Origin of the sequence: Xanthomonas maliensis (assembly GCF_009192945.1) — a bacterium.
Classification (GTDB): domain Bacteria; phylum Pseudomonadota; class Gammaproteobacteria; order Xanthomonadales; family Xanthomonadaceae; genus Xanthomonas; species Xanthomonas maliensis.
This window is the reverse complement of the sequence record NZ_NSET01000002.1, coordinates 33620-55737: the sequence shown is the minus strand read 5'-3', so window position 1 is coordinate 55737 and position 22118 is coordinate 33620. Positions and strand designations below refer to the sequence as shown.

The 22118-nt window shown below is 66.3% G+C and carries 17 protein-coding genes and 1 riboswitch; of the genes, 8 read left to right on the top strand and 9 right to left on the bottom strand.

All coding sequences use genetic code 11. The features are described 5' to 3' along the window. From CKY51_RS00450 to CKY51_RS00425, 6 genes are all read right to left on the bottom strand, one after another. Nucleotides 1–952: TonB-dependent receptor plug domain-containing protein (locus tag CKY51_RS00450; protein WP_152248725.1), on the bottom strand; the 952-nt coding region annotated here is incomplete at its 3' end. A gap of 476 nt (nucleotides 953–1428) precedes the next feature. Further along, nucleotides 1429–3411 carry an esterase/lipase family protein gene (locus CKY51_RS00445; RefSeq protein WP_022973170.1) on the bottom strand — a complete coding sequence of 661 codons (1983 nt, stop codon included), beginning with the start codon at nucleotides 3409–3411 and terminating at the stop codon, nucleotides 1429–1431. Continuing rightward, on the bottom strand, nucleotides 3408–4427 hold the full coding sequence (locus tag CKY51_RS00440) for an Lnb N-terminal periplasmic domain-containing protein (RefSeq protein ID WP_152248724.1): 1020 nt from the start codon (nucleotides 4425–4427) through the stop codon (nucleotides 3408–3410). Before CKY51_RS00440 ends, CKY51_RS00445 begins: the two co-directional genes overlap by 4 nt. After that, nucleotides 4424–4996 (bottom strand): TetR/AcrR family transcriptional regulator, encoded by a 573-nt coding sequence (locus CKY51_RS00435; protein ID WP_022973167.1) that lies wholly within the window; start codon nucleotides 4994–4996, stop codon nucleotides 4424–4426. Before CKY51_RS00435 ends, CKY51_RS00440 begins: the two co-directional genes overlap by 4 nt. A 79-nt stretch (nucleotides 4997–5075) precedes the next feature. After that, nucleotides 5076–7790, bottom strand: a complete 2715-nt coding sequence (ppc, locus tag CKY51_RS00430; protein WP_022973166.1) for a phosphoenolpyruvate carboxylase — start codon at nucleotides 7788–7790, stop codon at nucleotides 5076–5078. 461 nt (nucleotides 7791–8251) lie between these two features. Further along, on the bottom strand, nucleotides 8252–10702 hold the full coding sequence (locus tag CKY51_RS00425; RefSeq protein WP_022973165.1) for a S9 family peptidase: 2451 nt from the start codon (nucleotides 10700–10702) through the stop codon (nucleotides 8252–8254). Between the two features lie 177 nt (nucleotides 10703–10879). Then, nucleotides 10880–10985: riboswitch (S-adenosyl-L-homocysteine riboswitch) on the top strand. Nucleotides 10986–11016: 31 nt separating this feature from the next. Here CKY51_RS00425 and ahcY point away from each other — a divergent pair. The 4 genes from ahcY to CKY51_RS00405 all read left to right on the top strand — a co-directional run bounded on the left by ahcY (nucleotide 11017) and on the right by CKY51_RS00405 (nucleotide 14403). After that, nucleotides 11017–12459: an adenosylhomocysteinase gene (gene ahcY, locus CKY51_RS00420; protein ID WP_152248723.1), complete on the top strand. Its 1443-nt coding sequence runs from the start codon at nucleotides 11017–11019 to the stop codon at nucleotides 12457–12459. A 509-nt stretch (nucleotides 12460–12968) separates the two neighbouring features. Next, nucleotides 12969–13253 carry a ribbon-helix-helix protein, CopG family gene (locus CKY51_RS00415; protein WP_022973163.1) on the top strand — a complete coding sequence of 95 codons (285 nt, stop codon included), beginning with the start codon at nucleotides 12969–12971 and terminating at the stop codon, nucleotides 13251–13253. Between the two features lies 1 nt (nucleotide 13254). After that, nucleotides 13255–13554, top strand: a complete 300-nt coding sequence (locus tag CKY51_RS00410; protein WP_022973162.1) for a type II toxin-antitoxin system RelE/ParE family toxin — start codon at nucleotides 13255–13257, stop codon at nucleotides 13552–13554. Between the two features lie 600 nt (nucleotides 13555–14154). Continuing rightward, nucleotides 14155–14403, top strand: coding sequence for an SHOCT domain-containing protein (locus CKY51_RS00405; RefSeq protein ID WP_022973161.1), 249 nt, complete (start codon nucleotides 14155–14157; stop codon nucleotides 14401–14403). A gap of 150 nt (nucleotides 14404–14553) precedes the next feature. Here CKY51_RS00405 and CKY51_RS00400 read toward each other — a convergent pair whose 3' ends face one another. Next, nucleotides 14554–15330 carry a class I SAM-dependent DNA methyltransferase gene (locus tag CKY51_RS00400; RefSeq protein WP_022973160.1) on the bottom strand — a complete coding sequence of 259 codons (777 nt, stop codon included), beginning with the start codon at nucleotides 15328–15330 and terminating at the stop codon, nucleotides 14554–14556. Nucleotides 15331–15783: 453 nt separating this feature from the next. Between CKY51_RS00400 and CKY51_RS00395 the strand changes: the two genes are divergently transcribed. The 3 genes from CKY51_RS00395 to CKY51_RS00385 are packed head-to-tail and all read left to right on the top strand — an operon-like array spanning nucleotide 15784 to nucleotide 18750. Then, complete coding sequence (locus tag CKY51_RS00395) at nucleotides 15784–17175, top strand: cytochrome P450 (protein ID WP_022973159.1); 1392 nt, start codon at nucleotides 15784–15786, stop codon at nucleotides 17173–17175. Next, nucleotides 17168–18082, top strand: coding sequence for a sulfotransferase domain-containing protein (locus tag CKY51_RS00390; RefSeq protein WP_022973158.1), 915 nt, complete (start codon nucleotides 17168–17170; stop codon nucleotides 18080–18082). The genes CKY51_RS00395 and CKY51_RS00390 overlap by 8 nt, the downstream gene beginning before the upstream one ends. Further along, complete coding sequence (locus CKY51_RS00385; RefSeq protein ID WP_022973157.1) at nucleotides 18079–18750, top strand: sulfotransferase family protein; 672 nt, start codon at nucleotides 18079–18081, stop codon at nucleotides 18748–18750. Before CKY51_RS00390 ends, CKY51_RS00385 begins: the two co-directional genes overlap by 4 nt. A 97-nt stretch (nucleotides 18751–18847) precedes the next feature. Here CKY51_RS00385 and CKY51_RS00380 read toward each other — a convergent pair whose 3' ends face one another. Together CKY51_RS00380 and CKY51_RS00375 are read right to left on the bottom strand one after the other, a co-directional pair. Beyond that, nucleotides 18848–19420, bottom strand: a complete 573-nt coding sequence (locus tag CKY51_RS00380; protein ID WP_022973156.1) for a DUF3228 family protein — start codon at nucleotides 19418–19420, stop codon at nucleotides 18848–18850. Between the two features lie 188 nt (nucleotides 19421–19608). Further along, the gene (locus CKY51_RS00375) at nucleotides 19609–20154 is read right to left on the bottom strand and encodes a DUF2058 domain-containing protein (protein WP_022973155.1); all 546 of its coding nucleotides are present in this window, start codon (nucleotides 20152–20154) and stop codon (nucleotides 19609–19611) included. Nucleotides 20155–20616: 462 nt separating this feature from the next. Between CKY51_RS00375 and CKY51_RS00370 the strand changes: the two genes are divergently transcribed. Beyond that, a complete protein-coding gene (locus CKY51_RS00370) occupies nucleotides 20617–21987 on the top strand; it encodes an alpha-amylase family protein (protein ID WP_022973154.1) in 1371 nt (456 codons plus the stop codon). Nucleotides 21988–22118 lie beyond the last annotated feature (131 nt).

Sequence of the window (22118 nt, the reverse complement as noted above, 5' to 3'; positions counted from 1 at the left end):
GGGGGGGCCCCCCCCGCCAGTCCAGCGCGACATTGCCGCCGTAACGGCGGGTGTCGCCCTGCGAGTAGCCAATATTGACGCCGGTGCTCTGCAGCACCTGCTGTGGGTCGACGCCCGCTGCCAGTTTGCCGCTGGCATCGGCCCGCGCGAATTTCCACGATCCGTCGTTGCGTGCCGCTGCGGCGCCAGCCACTTCGCTGTTCACGAAGCGACGCTCGTCGTAATAGGCACTGAGCGCGATGCCGAACTGACCATCCGCACCAAAGCGCGCATGCCAATCGCCAGCAGCCCCGCCGCCCAGCCCGGAATCGCCGTAGTCGCGTGCGCGACTCTCCATGCGCCCACTCAGCAGGATGCTGCCGCCCTGTCGATCCTGCGAATCGAACGCGCTCGGCGTACGGTAATCGATGGTGCCACCGATCGCATCGCCATCCATATCGGCGGTGGAGGTTTTGCTCAAGGCGATGGTCTGCAGCCCGGAGGGCGGCAGCAGGCTCAGTTGCACGCCACGGCTGTAGGGCATGCCCTGCGCGACGTTGACGCCATTGACCAGATTGACGTTGTACTCGGCATTGAGGCCGCGCACCGAAGAGAACATGCCCTCGCCACGTGCGGCGCCATCGATGCCGCCAAAATACGATTGCCCGGTGTTGATCACGTTGACACCCGGCATCAATCCCAGCGCCTCGGCGACGTTGTGCACGGCAGTGGTCTTGAGATCGTCGGCCGACAGCACGTTGACGGTGTTGGTTGCCGCCATCTGCATGTCGGTGGCGTTGTAGCGTGTCGCCGCCACGGTCACCTTGTCGAGTGTCGTCAATGACGAAGACCCACTGGCCGGCGCGGTGTCCGGGGTGGATTGGGCTGCGGCCTGGCCGCACAACACGGACAGCGAGAGGCACACGGCCAGCGAAAGACGCGAGGGAAGCGGTTGCGAACGGCGGACGAGCATGCGGATACCAATTTGCGGCAACGCATGCGCAGAGAGTGCCACGCATGCGTCCGGTGGAGAGGGAGCGCGACCGCAATCGAAACGGCCGATTGCGTCACACTTGGGTGAAAACGCCGCGCATGGTGGTGAGCATCGATGTCAGTTCCGTGACACCTGTTTTTTAGGTGAATCCACCCGTGCTGCGATGCACAATTCCGCATAGTCGCTGGCGTATGGTCGCTTCGCTGCTGCAGCGCCTGCGCGTCGGCTATAGCGATTGGCTAGGCGCCCCATGCGTAGATGGGCACACTTCCCTTCGCGTCCGCTCGCATTCCTTCGCGTTCGGTCAGGGACGGCCCGCGCGCATCCGCGTTGCTGCGGTGGGGGCTGCCCTCGATGGCCGATCCGGGACGCGCCGGTTGCCAACATTGAGGGCGCATTGGGCTGCAGCGGATGCCTGGCTTGGCGCCCAGCTGCGCAGATTCAGCGCCCGCGACCTAGTGCGTGCCAGCGCCGCTCGCCTGCTCGCTGCGTTGTTGCAGGTGCAGGATGCGGCGGATCTCCAGGATCGCCTGCGGCGTTTCCTGCACGCTATGGCGCGAGGTCACCACCAACTCGGATGCCGCACCCTGCAGATGGGCACTGCGGTAAGGCACCAGACCATCGCTGGAGTCGACCAGCGGGACCGCCGGATTCTCGCGCCCGACGATGGTGTGATACCGCACCAGCGGCGAGATCGGCAGCTCGCTGCTGGCGCGCATGAAGGGATCGGTATCGCGCAGATTGTCCAGGCCGGTCGGCGGCAGCAGGCGGCGCGTCCGATGGCCGGCCGGCGCATTGTCCTTGACGGCGCCGTCGGCCAGGTCCTGCATCACCGCGTCGAAATTGTCCAGAAACGCGATCGGCAGGCGGACCAGCCGTCCCAGCAGACGAACCAGCCGTCCATCGGCGGTCGGGGTGCCACGATGCGGTGCGGCGATGAAGATCGCCCGGTCCACCTGGGGCAGCGGTGCAAAGTGCAGCAACGGTGCCAGCTTGGCGCGCACGCGGGCATCGCGCGCAGCATCGAGCCGGTAGTCGGCCATCAGGCTGTCCCAGAGCCGTTCGCCCGACGCCGACACCAGCAGGCGACCGATCACGCCGCCCATGCTGTGGCCGATCAGCGCCATGTGCTGCGATGCCGCCGACGTCCCGGCAGGATCGAAGTGCTGCAGGGTGTCCTCCACCAGCGCCTGGATCTGCGCGCGATTGAGCGCAATGGGCGCATTGGTCGGGTAATAGACCTGCCAGATCTGGTAGTGCTGGCGCAGCGCCTGGTCTCCCATTACCTCGTTGGCCACATTGACCCAGGCCTCCGGACTACTGGCCAGGCCATGCAGCATCAACAGCACCCGCCGGTTTGGGTCGAAGGGCTGCATCAAATACAGATGCGGACGCTCGATGCCGCGCGCGCGGCCCAGCATCGAGCGCAGCGATTGCGAAACGAATCCAGATTTGGCCAACCACAGCCCGTAGGCGGCGGTGAAGTTGGCGGCCAATGGCACCTGTTGACCGTGCAGCACCAGGTCTTGCTGACGATACGGGTCGTACGGCACCACCGTCACCCGCGTGGTTCGCAGCACTGCATCCAGGGTAGCGCCGTCGAAACGCAGCAAGACCGTGGTCGGTGCGTACGGCAGCTCGCTGAAGATCGGCGACGACGCGTCCTGCGCGTCGCTCTTTGCCGCGCTGCGCTCCGCGGCCATCCCAGCCGGATCGCCGACCACCTGCGGGTCGACCTCAGCCACCAGCTCGGCGCCGAAGCCATCGCGCCGATAGGTGCTGCGCAGGCCATGGAAGCGCAGATCCGGGGCGGCGAAAATCGCGCGCGGAAGCTTGCCGCCACCCGGCAACCGATACGCCGACATGTCAATGGCGACCTGCCAGTGCCCCAGCACGATGGGGACAGGCGTGGTATCGCGAGCCTGCTGCCCCCGGACGAACAACTGCACGACCACTTGCTGCACGGCGTAGTTGTAGTAGTCCCGCACCTGCGTCTGGCGGTTTTCGAACGCCCGCATGCTGGGCGCGCGTGCGGTGAAGAACAAATAGGCGTAGCTACTGCGCGCGGCCTCCAACCACGCCTCGGTTGCCGCATCGCTGATCTGTGCCGACCTATGATCACGCAGCGCCAGCGCATAGGCCGTCCACAGCTCGGCCTGGGTGGCCAGTCGTCGCTCCACCTCGATACCGGCAGTGGCCTGGAGTTGCTGCAAGCAGGACGGCACATCGGCGCGACAAGTCACCGGTGCCAGTCCTGCGACCTGCAAGGTCTCGCTGCTGGCCTGGCTGAGCGTGCCGGTGCTGAGTACATCGCCGCGCGTCAGCGCGACATAGTCGCTACCGGTCTGCGAGCGCACCGTCACCATGGCGCAGCCAGCGACCAGCAACATGGCGACAACGGCGACCGCGCATGCAAACGCCCTGCCGCGCCGCCTCATGGCGCCGCGCTCACCGGCCCTGGTGTCTGCGGCATGCCGACACGGATGCGGGTGGAGAAATCGGCGGCGCGATCAGCGGCGATGGCGCGCGCGGTGATACGGCCGCGTTCTTTCAGCGTGGCAAAGTCGTAGCCAGGCAGTAGGCCACCGTGGTCGTAGGCATACTCGGCGGCGTAGCCGGACAGCAGCAGCCGGTGATCCAGCGGCAGGTTCGGTTGCAGCTGCCGCACCAGCGCGAACACGATCGTCGTGCAATTGCTGGTCAGCGTGTTGTAGTACGCCGGCGCGCGATCCAGCTTGCTGGCCAGGTCCACGTAGCCCATGAACATGCGGCGCAGGCCCGCCTTGGGGATGGCCAGCCGATACAGATACATATCCTCGCCACGCACATTGGTGCGCACGCGAAAGATGTCGCGCTCGTCGGCGGCAACCAGGGTTTCTTCAAAACTCCGGAAGAAACCGCCCAACGCGGAGAACTGCTCACCACGCTCCTTGCGGATTTCCAGCGAAAACACCACCCGCGAGCCATCGTCGAAGCCGAACGACACCAGCGTGTGGGCGATCGCCGGCCCCATCCAGTACGACAGCGCCAGATCGGCGCTGACCAGCCGATCCAGATCGTATTGGCGGGTTTCCCAGCGCGGGCTGTAGTCGTTTTGACTAAGCCAGTCGAAATTGCGGACGTTGTGCAGGGTGACAAGGTGGCCGTGCACTTCCGGTTGCAGGCGTTGGGCGACATCGTCGGCCCAGTCGCGGTCCTGGCGGGGCTGCATCATCCACCAGGCACCCGCCAGCACCATAAAGGCGGCAGCGAAGATGCCCACCAGCGCCCAGTTCTCGCGGCCACGGCGCAAACCCCACAGTGCGACCACGCCCATCGCGCACCAGGAAAGGACCCAGCCGCCGCGTACCAGCGCGTTGCCGCTCAACGCGAAGTGGATCAATAGCCCACCCCACACCGCCGCCGCCAACACCGCCGCGCGCAGTGCCCAACGGCCCACGCCAAGGCGTGTCATCGCTGGTCGCCGGGCGTTGCGGACATTCCGAGCGCTTGCAGCAGCAGACTGGCCGAGCGCCGCGCCAACCGCTTGCGTTCGGCCTCGTCATTGCCGCGCAGGCAGCTGCCCAGCATGTCGATCACCAGCAGGATCTGCTCGTCGTCGAGGTCGGGACGGCACAGTCCTGCCGCCTGCGCCCGCCGCACGAGTGGCAGAAAGATCGAAAGCAGACGACGATCGGCAGCCTCCACCGCCGGGTGCGCGCGTTCCAGCGAACGCCAGAAGTCCACCAGCGGCGCGGATTGGGCGACGTGCTCGGCAACGTCGTGGACCAACACCGCCAGTCCGTCCGGCCGGTCGCCCAGATCGGCCACCAGCCGCTCCAGCCCGTCCAGTCCGCGCTCCAGTAGCGCGATCATCAGCGCCAGGCGGTCGGGGAAATTGCGATACAAGGTGGCGCGGCCGAGGCCGGCGCGCGCAACCACCAGTTCCAGCGGGGCGTTGACGCCGTGCTCGCTGAAGACTTCGTCGGCGGCATCGAGGATTTGCCGGCGGCGCAGCGCCGCATCGGGGCGAGAGGTCATCATGGCGGCATTATCGGACAACTTTGTCCGATAATGCCAGAGCCCGCTTGCACCTTGCCCGCTCCAGCCGATGAACGGCGACTCAGCCGGTGTTCTGCAGCCCTTGCGAGACCCCATTGACGCAGGCCACCAAGGCCCGCAGCAGATCCTCGTCTTCGCCGTCGGTGGCACGCCACCGCTGCAGCAGGTCCACCTGCAGCACGCTGATCGGGTCGATGTACGGATTGCGCAGACGGATCGACAACGCCAGCCGCGGGTCGTGCTGCAACAACGACTGCTGCCCGGTCAGCGCCTTCACCCAGCCCTTGGTCAACGCCAACTCGTCGCGGATGCGCGGGAAGAACGCCTCGTGCAGCGGCCCGGACAAGCGCGAGAACAACTCGGCGATGGCCAGGTCGCCCTTGGACAACACCATTGCGATGTCGTCCAGGAAGGTGCGGAAGAACGGCCAGTCGGCCGCCATCTCGCGCAGGCGCTCCTCGTGGCCGGCATCGACTGCGGCCTGCAGGCCGCTGCCTACGCCGTACCAGCCGGGAATCACCGCGCGCGCCTGGCTCCAGGCGAACACCCAAGGGATGGCGCGCAAGTTGGACAGTGCCGCATCCTGGCCCAGGCGGCGCGATGGCCGCGAACCCAGGGTCATGCGCTCGATCACGTCGATCGGCGTGGCCAAGCGGAAGTACTGCATGAAGTCCGGCGCAGCGACAAAGCCGCGGTAAGCCCGCGTGCTGTGTTCGGCCACCAGGTCCATCACCGGCCGCCACTGCGCCTCGCGCGGCTCCGGTGCGCGTGGCCGCAGGCTCGACAGCAGCACCGCGCCGGTCATCTGCTCCAGCGACCGCAGCGCCAACGCACGGATGCCGTATTTGCGATGGATCACCTCGCCCTGCTCGGTCACCCGCAGCCGACCATCCACGCTGCCCCGCGGTGCCGCCTCCAGCGCGCGCGTGGTCTTGCCGCCACCGCGCACGATCGAGCCACCTCGCCCGTGGAAGAAGGTCAGGCGAATCCCCAGCTCGGCGGCCGCCTCCAGCAGCTCTACCTGCGCGCGCTGCAATCCCCAGCGCGAGGCGGCGATACCGCCATCCTTGCCGCTGTCCGAATACCCCAGCATCACCATCTGCACGTCGCCACGTGCCGCCAGATGGCTGCGGTACACCGGGTCGGCCAGCAGGTCCTGCACGGTGCCGGTGCCCCCGCGCAGGTCGTCCACCGTCTCGAACAGCGGCACGATATCCAGCGGCACCGCGCCGGTGTCGTCGACCAGCCCGCCGCGACGGGCCAGCGCCAGCACCGTCAGCACATCGGCGCGGTTGTGCGCCATCGAGATGATGTAGCTGCCCAACGCATCGGCGCCGTGGCGCTGGCGTGCATCGGCCAGCGCAGCGAACACCGCATCCAGTCGCGCACTGTCGGCATCCTCGACCTGCGGCAGGATCTGCTCGCCCGCCGCGTAGGGTCCCAATGCCTGCGCCCGCTGCGCCGGGTCCTGCGTGTCTTCCTCCCGCTGGCCCAGCGCCGCAGCCACCGCACGTGCATGCACGCTCGACTCCTGACGCACGTCCAGGCGCGCCAGGTGGAAGCCGAAGCTGCGTACCCGCCACAGCAATCGCCGCACCGCGAACCAGCCGGCGTGCAGGCCACGATTCGCCTGCAGGCTGTCCAGAATCAGCTGCAGGTCGTCCTCTAGCTCGCTCGGTGCGGTGTAAGCGCCGTGCGCATCATCCAACGTGGCCTGCAGGCGCGCGCGCATCAGGTCGTTGAGCAAGCGGTACGGCATGTCGCCGTGACGCGGTCGCGAGCGCGCGGCCGCGTCCGGCAGCAGCGCGCGATACTGCTCCAGCCGCTGCTGCAGCTCCGCGCTCACCGGCACCAAGGTGGTCGATTGGCTGAGCAGGCTGGCCAACTCCCACAGTTCCTTCCGGTAGCGCTCCAGCACCACCTGTCGCTGTGCGTTCAAGGTCGCCGTGATGGTGCCGGCATCCACGTTGGGATTGCCGTCCATGTCGCCGCCCACCCAGGTCCCGAAACGCAACAGGCGCGGCAACGCCAGCGTGCTGCCATAGGTCTCGGCGATGGCGTGTTCGAGCGTTTCGTACATCGCCGGCACGATCCGGTACAGCACCTGGATCAGATAGAAACCGACATGCTCGCGTTCGTCGTCCACGCTGGGGCGCACCGGCGAGGAATCGGCGGTCTGCCAGGACGCAGTCAACGCCATGCGGAAGCGCGCCGCATCGGTGGCGCGTTCGTGCGGGGTACGCAGGCCGTCGAGGTTCTCGACCAGGCTGGCCACCATCAATTGTTCCTTCTCCAGCAGCGCACGCCGCACCGCCTCGGTGGGGTGCGCAGTGAATACCGGCTCCACATCGATCCGCGGCAGCCACTGCGCCAGCTCCTCCAGGCTCACACCCTGCGCCTTGAGCCGGCGCACCGCATCGTACAAGCCGTCCGGTTGCGGAGTGTCGGTGCCGCTGCGCTGGTAGTCGCGACGGCGACGGATGCGATGCACGCGCTCGGCGATATTGACCACCTGGAAATAGGTGCTGAAGGCGCGCACCAGCGCTTCGGCCGCGTGCGGCGTGCGCCCGCTCAGCGATTCGCTCAAGGTCGCAGGCGGCGCGGCGCTTTCGCGGCGGGCGATCGCCGCGGTGCGGATGTGCTCGATCTCTTCGAAGAATTCCGCAGACACCTGCTCGGCGAGCAGGTCACCGACCAGCGCGCCCAGGCGACGGACGTCGTCGCGCAGGGGCAAATCGGGCGTAGCGAACACAAGACTGCTGCGGTACTCGTTCATCGGAAACGCACACCTTCTCCAGCGCAAAGTCGTCGAAGACTAACCCAAAAGGATTAGACGATTGCGCCAAGGCGACAGTTTCATCGCGAACGATCGCTGCCAGCCACCGCACGCCACAGGCATGGCATGCGGCCGCAGCGCGCATGGAAGGCCGTACACCGGCGTGACGTGCCGCCTAGAGCATGTTCTGCACGTTGAGATGAGATGCGTTGGCGGTCAGCGGTGCGGAGCGGGTGCTGGGTGGCGCTGGCTTGGCTGGCGCCAAGGCAAGCGGCGCGGCGCATGCACCGTGCCACTGACGGCCAACCCTCGGGGATGCATCCTGTGGCGCGCCGAGACCGCGTTGCACGCTTTGCTCAGCCGGCCCACGCACGCCTTGTCCCGACGCGCCACAGGACGCTTCGCACACACCTCAACGTCCATCACGCGCGCGACGGCGGCCGGCACGCCCGCACGGTTGCTCACGATGCTGGCGTATCGGCCGGCGGCGGCGGTGTCCCAAGATAGGTCTGCAACCATTGCTCGCTTTCGGCCAGCATCTGCATCACCGATTGCCGTGCACGGTAGGCATGCGCTTCGTTGGGCAGCATCACCAGCCGCGCGGTGCCGCCCAGGCCCTTGATCGCGGCAAACAGGCGTTCGCTCTGGATCGGGAAGGTGCCGCTGTTGTTGTCGTCCTGGCCGTGGATCAGCAGCAGCGGATCCTTGATCTTGTCGGCATAGTTGAACGGGGCCATCGCCTGATACACCGCCTGCGCCTGCCAGTAGTTGCGCTCTTCGGCCTGGAAGCCGAACGGCGTCAGGCTGCGGTTGTAGGCGCCACTGCGGGCGATGCCGGCCTTGAACAGGCGCGTGTGCGCCAGCAGGTTGGCGGTCATGAAGGCGCCATAGGAATGACCACCGATGGCGATGTGCTCACGATCGGTGACGCCTCGCCGCACCACTTCATCCACCGCCGCCTGCGCATCGGCGATCAACTGCGGCAGATAGGTATCGTTGGGTTCGGCCACGCCTTCGCCGACGATCGGCATGCTCGGATTGTTGAGCACCACATAGCCCAGCGCGAGAAATGCCTGTGGCCCCCAGAAGCTGATTGCATTGAAGCGGTACGGCGAATCGGTCACCTGCCCGGCGGCATCGGCGCTCTTGAACTCACCCGGATAGGCCCACATCAGCAGCGGCCGCGGGCCGTCGCGCTTGGGGTCGTAGCCTGGCGGCAACAGCAAGGTGGCGGTGAGGTCCAGGCCATCGGCACGCTTGTAGCGGATCTGCTCCTTGCGCACGCCGCGCAGCTGCGGCAGCGGGTGCGTGATATGGGTGAGGGCGCGCGGCGCAGTTGCCGACTGCCCCACTGTCTGCACGAGGTAGTTGGCCGGCTCTTCCGGCGATTCGCGGCTGAGCAGGATCTGCGAGGCCTGCGCGTCCAGCAGCGCGATCGGTGCCGAATAGGTCGGCGCCTGCGAATGGAACAGCCGGGTGGCCTGCTTGCTGCGCAGATCGAAGCGATCGACGAATGGCCGGTCGCCCTCGGGCGAGGCGCCCTTGCCCAGCAGGAACAGGCTGTTGCCATCGCTACCGATATGCAGGCGCTGGTGTCCGCGCTCGTCGGTCCACAGGGCCGGGGTTCCGGGATCGCTGTAGCGATCCTGCGACGAACGGTCCCACAGCAATTCCGCGGCGCGCTCGGGATGCTCCGGCGCGATGCGCCATTGCTTGGTGCGGCGGGTCTTCCACCAGGCTTCGGTGACGATGGCCAGGTCGCCGCGGCCCCACAGCACGCCCTGGTAACGACTGGCCAGCCGCGCCAGCGTCACCGGCGCGCGCGTGAACGGTGCCGCCTGTATGCGTACGACATCGCGCACGGCAACCTCGCGGGCCGGATCGCCCCCGTCCTGCGCCTCGGCCCAGACCAGCGTCGCCGGCGCATCCTGGCGCCAGTCGATCTCGCGCACCCCGGTGGGCACGGCGTCGTTGCCGGTCGGCAACCCCTCCACCAGCGGCAGGCGCGCGATCTCGCGTACCAGCTTGCCCTGCAGGTCCAGCACCTGTACCCGCCGCGGGAACGCCTCGGCCGGCACCAGGTAGGAGAACGGGCGCTCGATGCGCTCGCTCAGCACATAGCGCCCATCCGGCGAGAGCGACAAGCGCAGGTAGATACCGGGGCTGCCCAAACGACGGACCTGGCCGGCAAGATCGAGCAGCACCGGCTGCGCGCTGGCGTAGTGCTCGAACAGCTGTGCATCGCTCTCGTTGCGCAGCAAATCCTGATAGGTGCGGATCGCGCGCACGCCGGCACCGACAGCGGTTTGCTGGATCGCCGGCCCCTGTGGCACCGTCGCCGGCGCGGGCGCCTGACCGGGAAGCTGTTGCTGCAGCAACAAGCCGCTGCTGTCGGGCAGCCACTGCAGCGCGTCATCGACGACCGTGTTCAGGCCGGACAGCAGCCGGCGCGCCTGGCCGGTGGCCACATCCACCAGCCACAGCTCGTTGGCGCCGCTGGCCGCGTCCTCGCGCCGGAAGGCGACATAGCGCTGGTCTGGCGACCAGGCCAGGTCGGCCAGCGACAACGGCGTGGGCAAGCCGGCCAGCTGCCGCTCGCTGCCATCGGTCACGGTCAGCAGCGACAGCGTGCTGGCGAAGGAAAAGCGACTGGCCGCATGGGTCCCCGGATGCAGCCGCAGGCCGGCCAGCTTGAGCTCAGGCTGCGCCACCTCGGCAATATCCGGCAGCGCGGGGAGTTGCACCACGGCGGCCAGGTCGCGCCGCGGCGACAGCCGCAGCAGCGGCGCACGCGGCGCATCGACCACGGCCTGCAAGGCCGGCGAGGGCAGCCGATACCCCGCGCCCTCGGCAGCGACCTCTGGATTGGCTGCGATCGCCCACAGCGGCAGCAGCACCGCCGCGACCCCCATCACCCCGACCATGTACTGCCGCCACCCGCGTGGCGTCCCCGACCGTGCCTGCATGGCATTCCCTGGTTGCGATCCCGCCGGCGACCATAGCAGCGTCCGCGCCCCTGCCCCCCTGCCTTTGGTTGGGGTCGGCGGCAATTCATGCCGCACGGCAGCGGCGTCGATATAATCGAATGCCTCGTCGAGGGGCGCTGCGACCGGTACGGCAGAGTGATCTGCCGCCTGCATCCTGCAGGCACGGCCAGGCTCGACAGGCCTTACCGTTCAACGGCGCCCGGAATTGCAGACATTCGCCTGCCTACCGGAGCCATCGCATGAACGCTGTCGCAAAACCCGTCCCGCAGACCGACTACAAGGTCGCCGACATCTCCCTGGCCGATTGGGGCCGCAAGGAGCTGGACATCGCCGAGCACGAGATGCCGGGCCTGATGTCGATCCGCCGCAAGCATGCCCAGACCAAGCCGCTGCAGGGCGTGCGCGTGACCGGCTCGCTGCACATGACCATCCAGACCGCCGTGCTGATCGAGACCCTGAAGGACATCGGCGCCGATGTGCGTTGGGCTTCGTGCAACATCTTCTCCACCCAGGACCACGCTGCCGCCGCGATCGCTGCCAGCGGCACGCCCGTGTTCGCCTGGAAGGGCGAGACGCTGGAAGAATACTGGGACTGCACGCTGGACGCGCTGAGCTTCACCCTGCCCGACGGCACCCTGACCGGCCCGGAGCTGGTGGTGGACGACGGCGGCGACGTGACCCTGCTGATCCACAAGGGCTATGAGCTGGAGAACGGCTCCAAGTGGGTCGACGAACCCGCCTCCTCGCATGAGGAGCAGGTGATCAAGAACCTGCTCAAGCGCGTCGCAGTCGAGCGTCCCGGCTACTGGACCCGCGTGGTCAAGGACTGGAAGGGCGTCTCGGAAGAAACCACCACCGGCGTGCACCGCCTGTACCAGATCGCCGAGCAAGGCAAGCTGCTGGTGCCGGCGATCAACGTCAACGACTCGGTCACCAAGAGCAAGTTCGACAACCTGTACGGCTGCCGCGAGTCGCTGGCCGACGGCCTCAAGCGCGCGATGGACGTGATGCTGGCCGGCAAGGTCGCGGTGGTCTGCGGCTACGGCGACGTCGGCAAGGGCTCGGCGCACAGCCTGCGCGCTTACGGCGCACGCGTGATCGTCACCGAGATCGACCCGATCTGCGCACTGCAGGCCGCGATGGAAGGCTTCGAGGTCAACACCGTCGAGGACACCCTCGGCCAGGCCGACATCTACGTCACCACCACCGGCAACAAGGACATCATCACCCTCGAGCACATGAAGGCGATGAAGGACCAGGCCATCGTCTGCAACATCGGCCACTTCGACAACGAGATTCAGGTCGATGCGCTGTATGCGATGCCGGGCGTGCAGAAGATCAACATCAAGCCGCAGGTGGACAAGTTCGTGTTCCCCAACGGCAATGCGATGTTCCTGCTGGCCGAAGGCCGTCTGGTCAACCTGGGCTGCGCCACCGGCCACCCGAGCTTCGTGATGTCCAACAGCTTCGCCAACCAGACCCTGGCGCAGATCGATCTGTGGCAGAACAAGGACGTCTACGAAAAGGCCGTCTACCGCCTGCCCAAGCAGCTGGACGAGGAAGTGGCGCGCCTGCACCTGGAAAAGATCGGCGTGAAGCTGACCACCCTGAGCAAGGCACAGGCCGATTATCTCGGTGTGCCGGTGGAAGGTCCGTACAAGCCGGAGCATTACCGTTACTGATCCACTGGCAATACATCGTCATGCACACAAGAACGGGCGCCGCGAGGCGCCCGTTCTTGTGTGCGATCAGCGAACCGAGTGCACCTCGAATGGCTCTACCATCGACGCTGTCCATTGAGCCGCAGGGAGTACTGCTCCAAACAGCGCCTGCGACAGCGAACAGTTGCCAAGCTGCAGGCACTGGATATCCAGGCTAATAGGCTAGAGCGTGTCATGTCCGTTGAGGTGAGTGTGAAGCGCACTGTGGCGCGTGGAGATCAAGACGTGCGGCTTGTCTTTGCGCCAGCGACGACGGCGCCACGAAGCACCCGCTCCGCACGCTGACGGCCAACGCATCTCAGACTGCATAAACCGCGCTCAGGTCGACATCCACCCGTCGACTCCCTGACATTTCTGCGTGGCCCCTTCTCCGATCAGCCGTCTGGCCGACTGACCTGAGCTCCTGACTGGCCCGTTCGCCCGTAACACATATGTGCTACATTGAACTCAACCCCTGATGGGAGCCTCGCGTGAGTACCACCACCATCCGCCTACCGGACGCACTCAAGGCTCGCGTCGCCAAGGCGGCCGAAGCGGCCGGCACCACGTCGCACAACTTCATCCTGGAAGCCATTGCCGAGAAGGCCGCGCTGGCCGAGCGACGGGCCGACTTCCACGCCCAGGCCGACCAGCGCTGGGCCGAGTTCTTGGAGACAGGCGAGACCATTCCGTGGAACGAGGCGCGCAGCTATTTCCAGGCACTGGTCGTAGGAAAGCCTGCCAAGCGACCGGTGGCGCGCAAGCTGGAAGACTGAGGTGACGCGCATCGGCCTTGGCTTCGGCGTGATCGAGGATCTGGAGCGGATCGCCGCGTATTTGCGCGAGCACGAAAGCGAACATGCTGAAGAAAGAGCCGAGGAAATCGTCAGCGCGCTCGACGTGCTGAGAAGCAATCCATTGATCGGCCGACCGGTCCATGGAGAACAGCGCGAACTGGTGATGGGCCGCGGTTCGCACGGGTACGTGGCGTTGTATCGCGACGTGGATGTGACCGACACGGTCGTCGTGATGGCACTCCGCGCACAGCGAGAGGCGGGCTATACACGTGACACCTGAAAACCGAAGTGCCACCCGCGGCGATTTCTGCCGATTCGCTGCAGTGGTATCACCACGCCAAGCGCATGCTGGCAGCATTGCGCAGATCCGCAGTGCGTTCGTCGAATCCACCCGCACGTGTTCTGCGATCAACTGCCGCACGAAACGCTCTAGTGGCACGCGCATGATCGAAACAGGCCATCCGTTTGCCTGCTGCGCGGCCAAAAGTGCGCGCTGCGTCGGTAGGCACCGCGATCCAGGGGTACGCCCTAGTGCCCTACCCCCAAGTGCATCGCGAAGCGCTGTCATCGGCCGATCGGCATCTGTTAGGGCGCGGTTGGGCCGCGCTGCATGCCGCCTACCTGCTCCTGTGAAACAGCCGACCACGATCGGCAAAACGTCGCAACGCGGTACGCCATCCCGACGCGCCTTACACAATCATGCAGCACAGACACGCCGATTGACCGCCGAAGACCTTCGGCGCGCAGCGAGCTGTAGCGACCCTTCGCGGGCGGCCAGTGCTAGGCTTGCGAGCGTTCGGGCAAGGCGACCGACGTCGCCCGGCGACCTGCGCAGACAGGTCTGCCCACTGACTTTCCACTCCCGGCACAAGGACAACGCATGGGCGGCTTCAGCATCTGGCATTGGATCATCGTCTTGGGCTTTCTCGCCAGCATTGGCGGTGTGATCGCTGCCATCGTGTGGTCTGCCCGGCGTACCGCTGGCCCATCGCCCGGCAGCTCGCGTCCCACGGCTGCGCCGTCCCCTACCCAGGCCAGGCTGGCGGAGCTGGACACGCTCAAAGCACAGCAGCTGATCTCCGACGAGGAATATCACCAGCGCCGCGCGCAGATCCTCGCCGAGATCTGAATCGACCTGGGCGGCGCGCGATGCGCCGCCGCCTGCGCTGTCGATGGCCGACCGGTCGCCCGAAGCGCCAATTGCGCCGCCAAAGGCACTCTCTGCATTCCGGTACCCACTGTGCACATGGTTGCCCACCGTTCGCTACCGCCAGTGTGCTCAGCTCATGCGCACCGCCCGGCCGACCGTCGGCGCAGGCTCATAGAGGGAGATCTGGGTGCGACTGCGCGCCGTATAGGGCTGCCCGGCCCAATCGCTCCATCGCGCACGCAGCCGCAACCCCGCGATCTGCGCCATCAGATCCAGCTCGGAAGGCCAGACATAGCGCCTGCGCTCGTTGAAGATCCGCGTTCCGTCCTCGCCAAGCACCACGATCCGCTGATCGATGCGCTGCTGCACCGGATCGGACTGCGAGCAGACCAGCATCACGGCAGCACCCTCGCCGTCCTCGGTGGGAACATCCAGTACCTGGCTGACCTTGCCCCCCGCCTCGAATGCCTCACCCGCCGGCACCGCCGTCTGGATCGCGAGCACGCCGTCGCTGGCCAGGCAACCGGCGACGTTGATCAGGCACCGCAGTTGCTCGGCCTGCGTCAGCAGATAACCGAACGACATGCTGGAATAGATCAAGCCGAAGGAACCGGCGAGCGGCATATCGGCAAAATTGGCGCAGACCAGCTGTAGCACCTCGCTACCCGGCTTGGCACGCAAGCGCTGCAGCATTGCAGGCGCGTTATCGATCCCGACCACCGGCACACCACAGCGGGACAACGGTAAGGCGATCCGTCCGGTGCCGATTCCGAGTTCGAGCGCGGCCCGGCCCTGTGCCAGGACGGCCAATGCCTGGACGCACTCGGCTTTGGCACTCTCCGGCCAGCGATCGTGCCAGGCATCGTAGAACGCGGCGAACCGATCGTAGTGCAGTCCGACTGCCATTGGCTTTCTCGTTCCACTCGGTTGCCAAACGCTATCACGCGCATTACGACAGGTGACATCCATATGCTGCGCAGTGCAGCCCTCATCCTGATTCCGCGCATAACTTCTGCGGAAGCTTCATCGCAAATCGATACGTAGCTTCGCAATACCGGACAGACCGGCGATTGCGGATGTCATCGCCTGCGCGGCAAGGTAGAAGTCCCTTTCGGTCATACCGAAGGGGACTTCTATTAACAGGAGATATACCGATGATGACTGGCCTGATGACCACACTCCGCCGTTGGATGCAGGTGTTTGGCGCCCGCAAGCTCGGCTACATCTATACCTACTGAGCTAGCTTGCGACGCGGAGAGGGCATCCCCCTGCTCCGCGTCGTCCCTCGCAAACGCGCACAGCGCGACCTTGCTCAGCGCGTGAGCCCGGCCCTGCGGATACATTCTTGGCGAGGTCTCCATGCGCGCCGAAAGCCAACAACGTGTTCCTCCCGGCCCAAGCGGGCATTGGGCGCTCGGAAATCGCGTCGCATTCCGTGACGATCCACTGACCTTCCTGCGGGCCTGCGTCCGCGACCACGGCGAGGTCGTCAAGATCGCTGCGGCCACCTATGTCGTTGCCGCACCAGCGCTGATCGACGAAATTCTCAGCGATACCGGCCTGCGTTTCAGCAAGCACGACCCCGCGTTCGACAGCCGCCGTGCGGCCTTTCCCGCCTCGATGATGAACTGCAGCGGCAAGCAGTGGCGCGATCAGCGCCAGTTGTTGCAGCCAGCATTTCGATCAGCACTGGTGCGCGAGCATGCGATTCAAGCTGCAGCTGCCACGCAATCGCTGCTGCAACGGCTGAGCGGCCACGCTGACGCCGTCGACATGCGCATCGCGATCAACGACCTGTGCGCAGAGCTCGGCGCTGGCTTTCTGCTGGGAGACCCTGCGCTTGCGCCGCAGCTTGCCGGTTTGATCCCGATGGTGGACGCCATCATGCGTCAGACCCGTCATCGCAGCGGTCGGCCATCCTGGTGGCCGTCGCTGGCTCACTGGCGTCTGCGGCGCGCACACCGCAGCCTCGACGCGGCCCTGGATCGCATCATCGCGCAGCGCAGATCAATGCCTAACGGCGGTGATGCGCTATTGGATCGCCTGCTGGCGCATGACCCGCATGGCCAAAGCCGCTGGTGCCGCGACGAGCTGGCCGCGATGCTGATGTCTGCCCTGGAGCCGATGTCCGCCGGGCTGAGTTGGACGCTGTTGCTGCTGGCCCGGCACCCGGACATGGCGCAAGCGGTGGCCGACGAGGCGCATGCCGTGCTGCCATCGCCCGACGAACCCTTCGGCGAGGACAGACTGCAGCATTTGCAACTGAGCAAGGCCTGCGTCAAGGAGGCGCTACGCCTTTATCCGCCGGCCTGGATGACCGCACGAATCGCGCAACAGGACACAGTCCTGGGCGGCTTCGATGTCCCGGTGGGCACGCAACTGATCGTCAGCCCTTGGATCGCACAGCGCGATCCACGCCACCATGTCGACCCCGATCGATTCATGCCGCAGCGCTGGCATGCCGCCGCGCCCAACGCCACCATGCGCTACAGCTATTTCCCGTTCGGCGCAGGACCGCGCAGTTGCATCGGCAGTGCACTGGCCATCACCCAGATGACGGTGGTGGTGGCCTGGATGCTGCGCGCGGTCACCTTGCAACTGGCCGCCGGTGCACGACCGTCCGCGTTTCCCGCCTTGGTGCTCCGTCCGCTGGACGTCCGCCTCCACCTGCGGCCGCGCCCCGCTACCGCCGCGGCGATGCAAACAACACCCACGACCGTACCGACATCGTCGAAGGATGCGCATGCGTGATGCGACACCACCGGCGCCAGCGCGCCCCTATAGCAACCGGTTCTTCGATCCTTCTGTGTGGGATGGCATCGATGCCCGCAGCGACGATATCGTGATTGCCAGTTATGCGAAGGCGGGGACAACGTGGCTGCAACAGCTCGTTGTGCAACTGATCTTCGGCGGGCGTGCAGACGTCGAGGTTGCGGCGATCTCGCCGTGGGTGGATGGCGTCTATCCGGACAAGGCCGGCAAGCAGGCGCTGTTGGCTGCACAGACTCACCGGCGGGTGATGAAGACCCACCTGCCCGCCGATGCGCTGCCGTTCCGCAGCGAAACCAAGTATCTGTACATCGGCCGCGATGGTCGCGATATCGCGCTAAGCCTATACGACCATCAATGCGCGCTCAGTCGCGATGCGCAGGCACGCCTGGAGACCGCCGGGTCCGATGGCAAGCCGCTGCGCGTGGTCCCGCCTCCGGACCTGGACATCCCCGATTACGTCGCGCGCTGGCTACAGCAGGATGGCGCGCCGTTCTGGCCATTCTGGGAGAACGTTCGCTCCTGGTATGGACGCCGCGCAGCCTCCAATGTCCTGGTGCTGCACTACGCCGATCTGGTCGCGGACCTGCCGGGCCATGCGCGGCGCATCGCCGACTTTCTTGGCATCCAAGTCGCCACCGCGCACTGGGACGCCATCCTGACGCACTGCGGCTTCGACTACATGCGGCAGCACGCCGCACGCTATGTGCCGCATGGCGCCGGTCTCTGGCGCGACGGCGGCAAGGCCTTCTTCAACCAGGGCCGCCACGGCCGCTGGCGCGAGCGGCTGCCAGCCCCGCTGTGCGCCGCTTACGACGAACGGGCGCGCCAGGAGTTGGGCGAGGAGGCGGCACGCTGGCTGGCCCACGCAGGCGGAGGATCGCCATGAGCTTGCGCGTGATCGGCGCCGGGCTTGGGCGAACCGGCACGCTCTCGTTGAAGGTCGCGCTGGAGCAACTGGGGTTTGGCCCGTGTTATCACGCGATGGAACTGGCCGCCAACCTGCGTCAGGCACTGCCGCTATGGAATCGCGCCATCCAGGGCACTCCCGACTGGGAGGCGATCTTTGCCGGCTACGCCGCAACCACCGACTATCCGGGCTGCTGTTTCTGGCCTGCGCTGGCCACGCGCTATCCGCACGCCAAGGTCATCCTGACCGTCCGCGATCCGGACGACTGGTTCGACTCGGTGCGCAGTACGATCTTTTCAACCTCGCCCGAGGTGCCCGGACTGTTCGGCCCCGATGGCCGCGCGCTCAGCCAGTTCATCCGCCGCGACCTGGGCACGCACATCGACGATCGCGGATTCATGCGCGACTATTTCCAGCGCTGGAACCAGCATGTCATCGACAGCCTTCCAGCGGAGCGCTTGCTGATCCTGAGCGCAGACGAAGGATGGGATCGGCTATGCGCTTTCTTGCACTGCCCGGTGCCGGCGCACCCGTACCCGCGCGTGCATGCGCGCGCAACCGCAGCGCAACCACCCGCGCTCGCGTCCGATCCCGCCGCACGCGAACAACAGCTACGCGCCTACCTGGACCGACTGGCCATCCCGTAACAACGCCAGTAATGCGCGCATGATCTCCAGCGCCCACACGCGATGAGCCTCTGCGGCCAGGTCACGCGCAGGCGCAACCTGGGTTCCAGCCGGGTGACTAGCCCAATGGCGACGACGGTCGCCAGTTGGCATTGCGCTCCCAGAATGCCACGCTGCGGCGGTAAGCCTGGCGATCCAGCGGCACACCGGAACCGCCCTCGTCCACGCCCAATGCATTGCGCAACATGGTGATCGGCGCCATCGGCAACTCTTCCGGTTCGGCGGTGTACAGGCAGCCGACCACGCCCCATTCGGCATCGATCGGCGTGCCCTCCTTGGCCAGCTGCGCGCGGCTGTAGAGGATGGGCAATAGATACGTCGCTACCGGCGATTCGATGCCCTCGAACCAGCGCACCAGTACCGGCAATTCGCGTGCGTTGCGCGCTTCGTAGCCAGAACGCAACTGCGCGCGATTGTCGTCGCTGATCGGCACCGTCAGGCAGCGGGTGGAGGTCCAGTTGCGATGCACGTGCAGTTGGCAGAATGGCGCATAGCCGGGTAGAACCTTGAGCGGCGGCTGCGTGTTGAGATGGGCAACGAACTGCTCCGGCGTGCAGTCCTGGATGGTATTGCGGCGCGGTTCGCGCGGAAACAGGCGGGTCAGGGCGAAATCGGTCAGGACGATGGACATGGCAACGCAACTGTCGGCAAGGCGCTAGGGTAACGCAGGCCCAGCAATCGCTGTGGCCAACACGCGTTTTCGAGCGGTCACGGGGCGGATGCCGCTCGACGCCGCACCGGCTTCAATGAGCCTCGGCTGCGCCATCGCCAGCCGGTGACGTCCCACCGGCCGCAGCGCACGACCGACCAGGCGCACCCTCACCAGATCAGATCGTCCGGCACCTTGAATTGACTGTAGTAGGCATCGTCATCATTGCCGCCCGACGCCGTGTCCGCGCTGCGTCCATGGTCGAGGACGATGACGCCGGGGTCGCGGCTGTAGAGCTTTTCCGCCGCGGACCGAGGCACCAACGCGAAGTGGTCGCCGAGCCGCGCAATCACCAGCGCGCCGCTGGCCAACTGGCTGCGTAGTGCAGCAGTGACCAGGATGCTGCGGATCACCTTGCCATCGTTGAAGCGATAGTCGATCTCGCCCTCGGCTCGGACTTGCGTGGTCTCGATGATCTGACGGATCTGCGCCTGCAGCTCCTGCCGCCGCTGCTGCGCATTGCGTTCTTCGGCCAGGGCGCGATCGCGCTCGGCACGCTCGGCCTGTAGCCGCGCGGTATCGATCTTGTCCGGGTCGACAGCCGCCGGCGCCGCCTTGGCATGGCGCTGGCGGGTCTGTTCGCGCGCCACCTTGTCCACCTGGGCCTTCTTGACCAGGCCCGCCTTGAGCAATTGTTCCTGCAGAGGATTGCGCATGCGTCGAACCGAGCGTGGGAATGAGTGCACAGTGTAGCGACCCGCCGCGCACGCCGCTGCCTGGCTGCGACGCAGCGCCCCTGCCTGTCGGCCGATCCCCCGCTGCGCAGCACCACGCCGGCGATGTGACACCCTGTACAGACCGTCTCACACGGCTCGCTTCCGCGCATCGCGCCGTCACCAGGACTGCGATCGACGGCGCGCCCGTCGCACGACCGTCCCCACGGTTTGCGCGGGCTGGGCGTTGAATACGTATGCAGCAACACGATGCTGCGCCGCGATGCGCGCTTAGCATCAGCGCGCGCCGCCAGTCCGTGGCGCACGTTCGCATCGACTCATCCCATCCGCCGCCTGCCGCGCCGTTTCCCTACGACGCCACCTGTTGACTCCATTGGAGATCCATCCATGCGCGACCTGTCTGCTCATCCCACGCACCTGCTGCGACGGTACACACAGCGATTCATGCTCTGCATCTGCATCCTGCTGCTGGCCACCGCCAACGCCCAGGCCGATGTCATCCTGCACGCCTTCAACTGGCCGTATGCCACGGTGGAAGCACGCGCCAAGGAGATTGCCGATGCCGGCTACCGCAAAGTCTTGGTCGCGCCGGCCTACCGCTCGCAGGGCAGCGCCTGGTGGGCGCGTTATCAGCCGCAGGACATCCGCCTGATCGACAATCCGCTTGGCGACACCGCGGCCTTTTCGCGCATGGTGCAGGCCCTGGCCAACAACGGCGTGGAAACCTATGCCGACGTGGTGTTCAACCACATGGCCAACGAGGCGGCAACGCGCTCGGACCTGAACTACCCGGGTAGCGCCGTGCTGGCGCAGTACGCGGCCAATCCCGGTCGCTACGATAGCTTGCGCCTGTTCGGCACACTGTCCTCCAATTTTCTCAGCGCCAGCGACTTCGGCCCGGCGCAATGCATCACCGACTACAACGATGCCTACCAGGTCCGCACCTACCGCATCTGTGGCGGCAATGGCGATCCCGGCCTGCCGGATCTGGTCGGCAACGACTGGGTCGTGCAGCAGCAGCGCGCCTATCTGCAGGCACTCAAGGGCCTGGGCGTGACCGGCTTCCGGGTGGATGCCGCCAAGCACATGACCTTCGACCACCTCAATCGTGTTTTCGATGCCGGCATCCGCTCGGGCACCTATGTGTTCGGCGAAGTGATCACCGGTGGCGGTAGCGGCAACAACGACTACGACCAGTTCCTGGCTCCCTATCTGCAATCCACCCCGCAGGCCGCTTATGACTTCCCGCTGTTCAATGCCATCCGCAACGCCTTCGCGATCGGCGCCAGCCTGCAGCAGTTGGTCGATCCCGCCGGCGCCGGCCAGGCTTTGCCCGGAAATCGCGCGGTGACCTTCGCCGTCACCCACGATATTCCCAACAATGCCGGCTTCCGCTACGCGATCCTCGACCCGGTCGATGAAACCCTGGCCTATGCCTACCTGCTCGGCCGCAACGGCGGCATGCCGATGGTCTATACCGACAACAACGAAAGCGGTGACAACCGTTGGGTGGATGCCTACAAGCGTGATGACCTGCGGCGAATGATCGGCTTCCACAACGGCGTGCAGGGCACGGACATGCAGGTGTTGTCGTCCAGCGCCTGCCATGTGCTGTTCCGTCGCGGCAGCCTGGGCATCGTCGGCATCAACAAGTGCGGCAATCCAGTCACCACCACGGTCGGCATGAACAATAGCGTGCTGTACTGGAATGCCGATTACGTCGACGCGCTGGGATCGGGCAACGTGGTCCGCATCACCAGCAGCTCCTACACCTTTACGCTGCCAGCGCGCGGTGCGCGGATGTGGCGCCGCTGAGAGGCCAGCCATCGCAAGCGCCGCGTGTGCGCGATCGCAGTGCCCGCAACGTCGGCTGGTGTGTCCCGTCGGCGTTGCGGGCACCACCGTGGCAGCGCGGCATCGCTGCCGCGCGGGTCACCGCCGCGGTG

Coding starts and splice junctions, on each gene's coding strand:
- CKY51_RS00445 (WP_022973170.1), bottom strand. CDS start 3,411: ATGAGGCGGCGCGGCAGGGCGTTTGCATGCGCGGTCGCCGTTGTCGCC.
- CKY51_RS00440 (WP_152248724.1), bottom strand. CDS start 4,427: ATGACACGCCTTGGCGTGGGCCGTTGGGCACTGCGCGCGGCGGTGTTG.
- CKY51_RS00435 (WP_022973167.1), bottom strand. CDS start 4,996: ATGATGACCTCTCGCCCCGATGCGGCGCTGCGCCGCCGGCAAATCCTC.
- ppc (WP_022973166.1), bottom strand. CDS start 7,790: ATGAACGAGTACCGCAGCAGTCTTGTGTTCGCTACGCCCGATTTGCCC.
- CKY51_RS00425 (WP_022973165.1), bottom strand. CDS start 10,702: ATGGGGGTCGCGGCGGTGCTGCTGCCGCTGTGGGCGATCGCAGCCAAT.
- ahcY (WP_152248723.1), top strand. CDS start 11,017: ATGAACGCTGTCGCAAAACCCGTCCCGCAGACCGACTACAAGGTCGCC.
- CKY51_RS00405 (WP_022973161.1), top strand. CDS start 14,155: ATGGGCGGCTTCAGCATCTGGCATTGGATCATCGTCTTGGGCTTTCTC.
- CKY51_RS00400 (WP_022973160.1), bottom strand. CDS start 15,330: ATGGCAGTCGGACTGCACTACGATCGGTTCGCCGCGTTCTACGATGCC.
- CKY51_RS00395 (WP_022973159.1), top strand. CDS start 15,784: ATGCGCGCCGAAAGCCAACAACGTGTTCCTCCCGGCCCAAGCGGGCAT.
- CKY51_RS00390 (WP_022973158.1), top strand. CDS start 17,168: ATGCGTGATGCGACACCACCGGCGCCAGCGCGCCCCTATAGCAACCGG.
- CKY51_RS00385 (WP_022973157.1), top strand. CDS start 18,079: ATGAGCTTGCGCGTGATCGGCGCCGGGCTTGGGCGAACCGGCACGCTC.
- CKY51_RS00380 (WP_022973156.1), bottom strand. CDS start 19,420: ATGTCCATCGTCCTGACCGATTTCGCCCTGACCCGCCTGTTTCCGCGC.
- CKY51_RS00375 (WP_022973155.1), bottom strand. CDS start 20,154: ATGCGCAATCCTCTGCAGGAACAATTGCTCAAGGCGGGCCTGGTCAAG.
- CKY51_RS00370 (WP_022973154.1), top strand. CDS start 20,617: ATGCTCTGCATCTGCATCCTGCTGCTGGCCACCGCCAACGCCCAGGCC.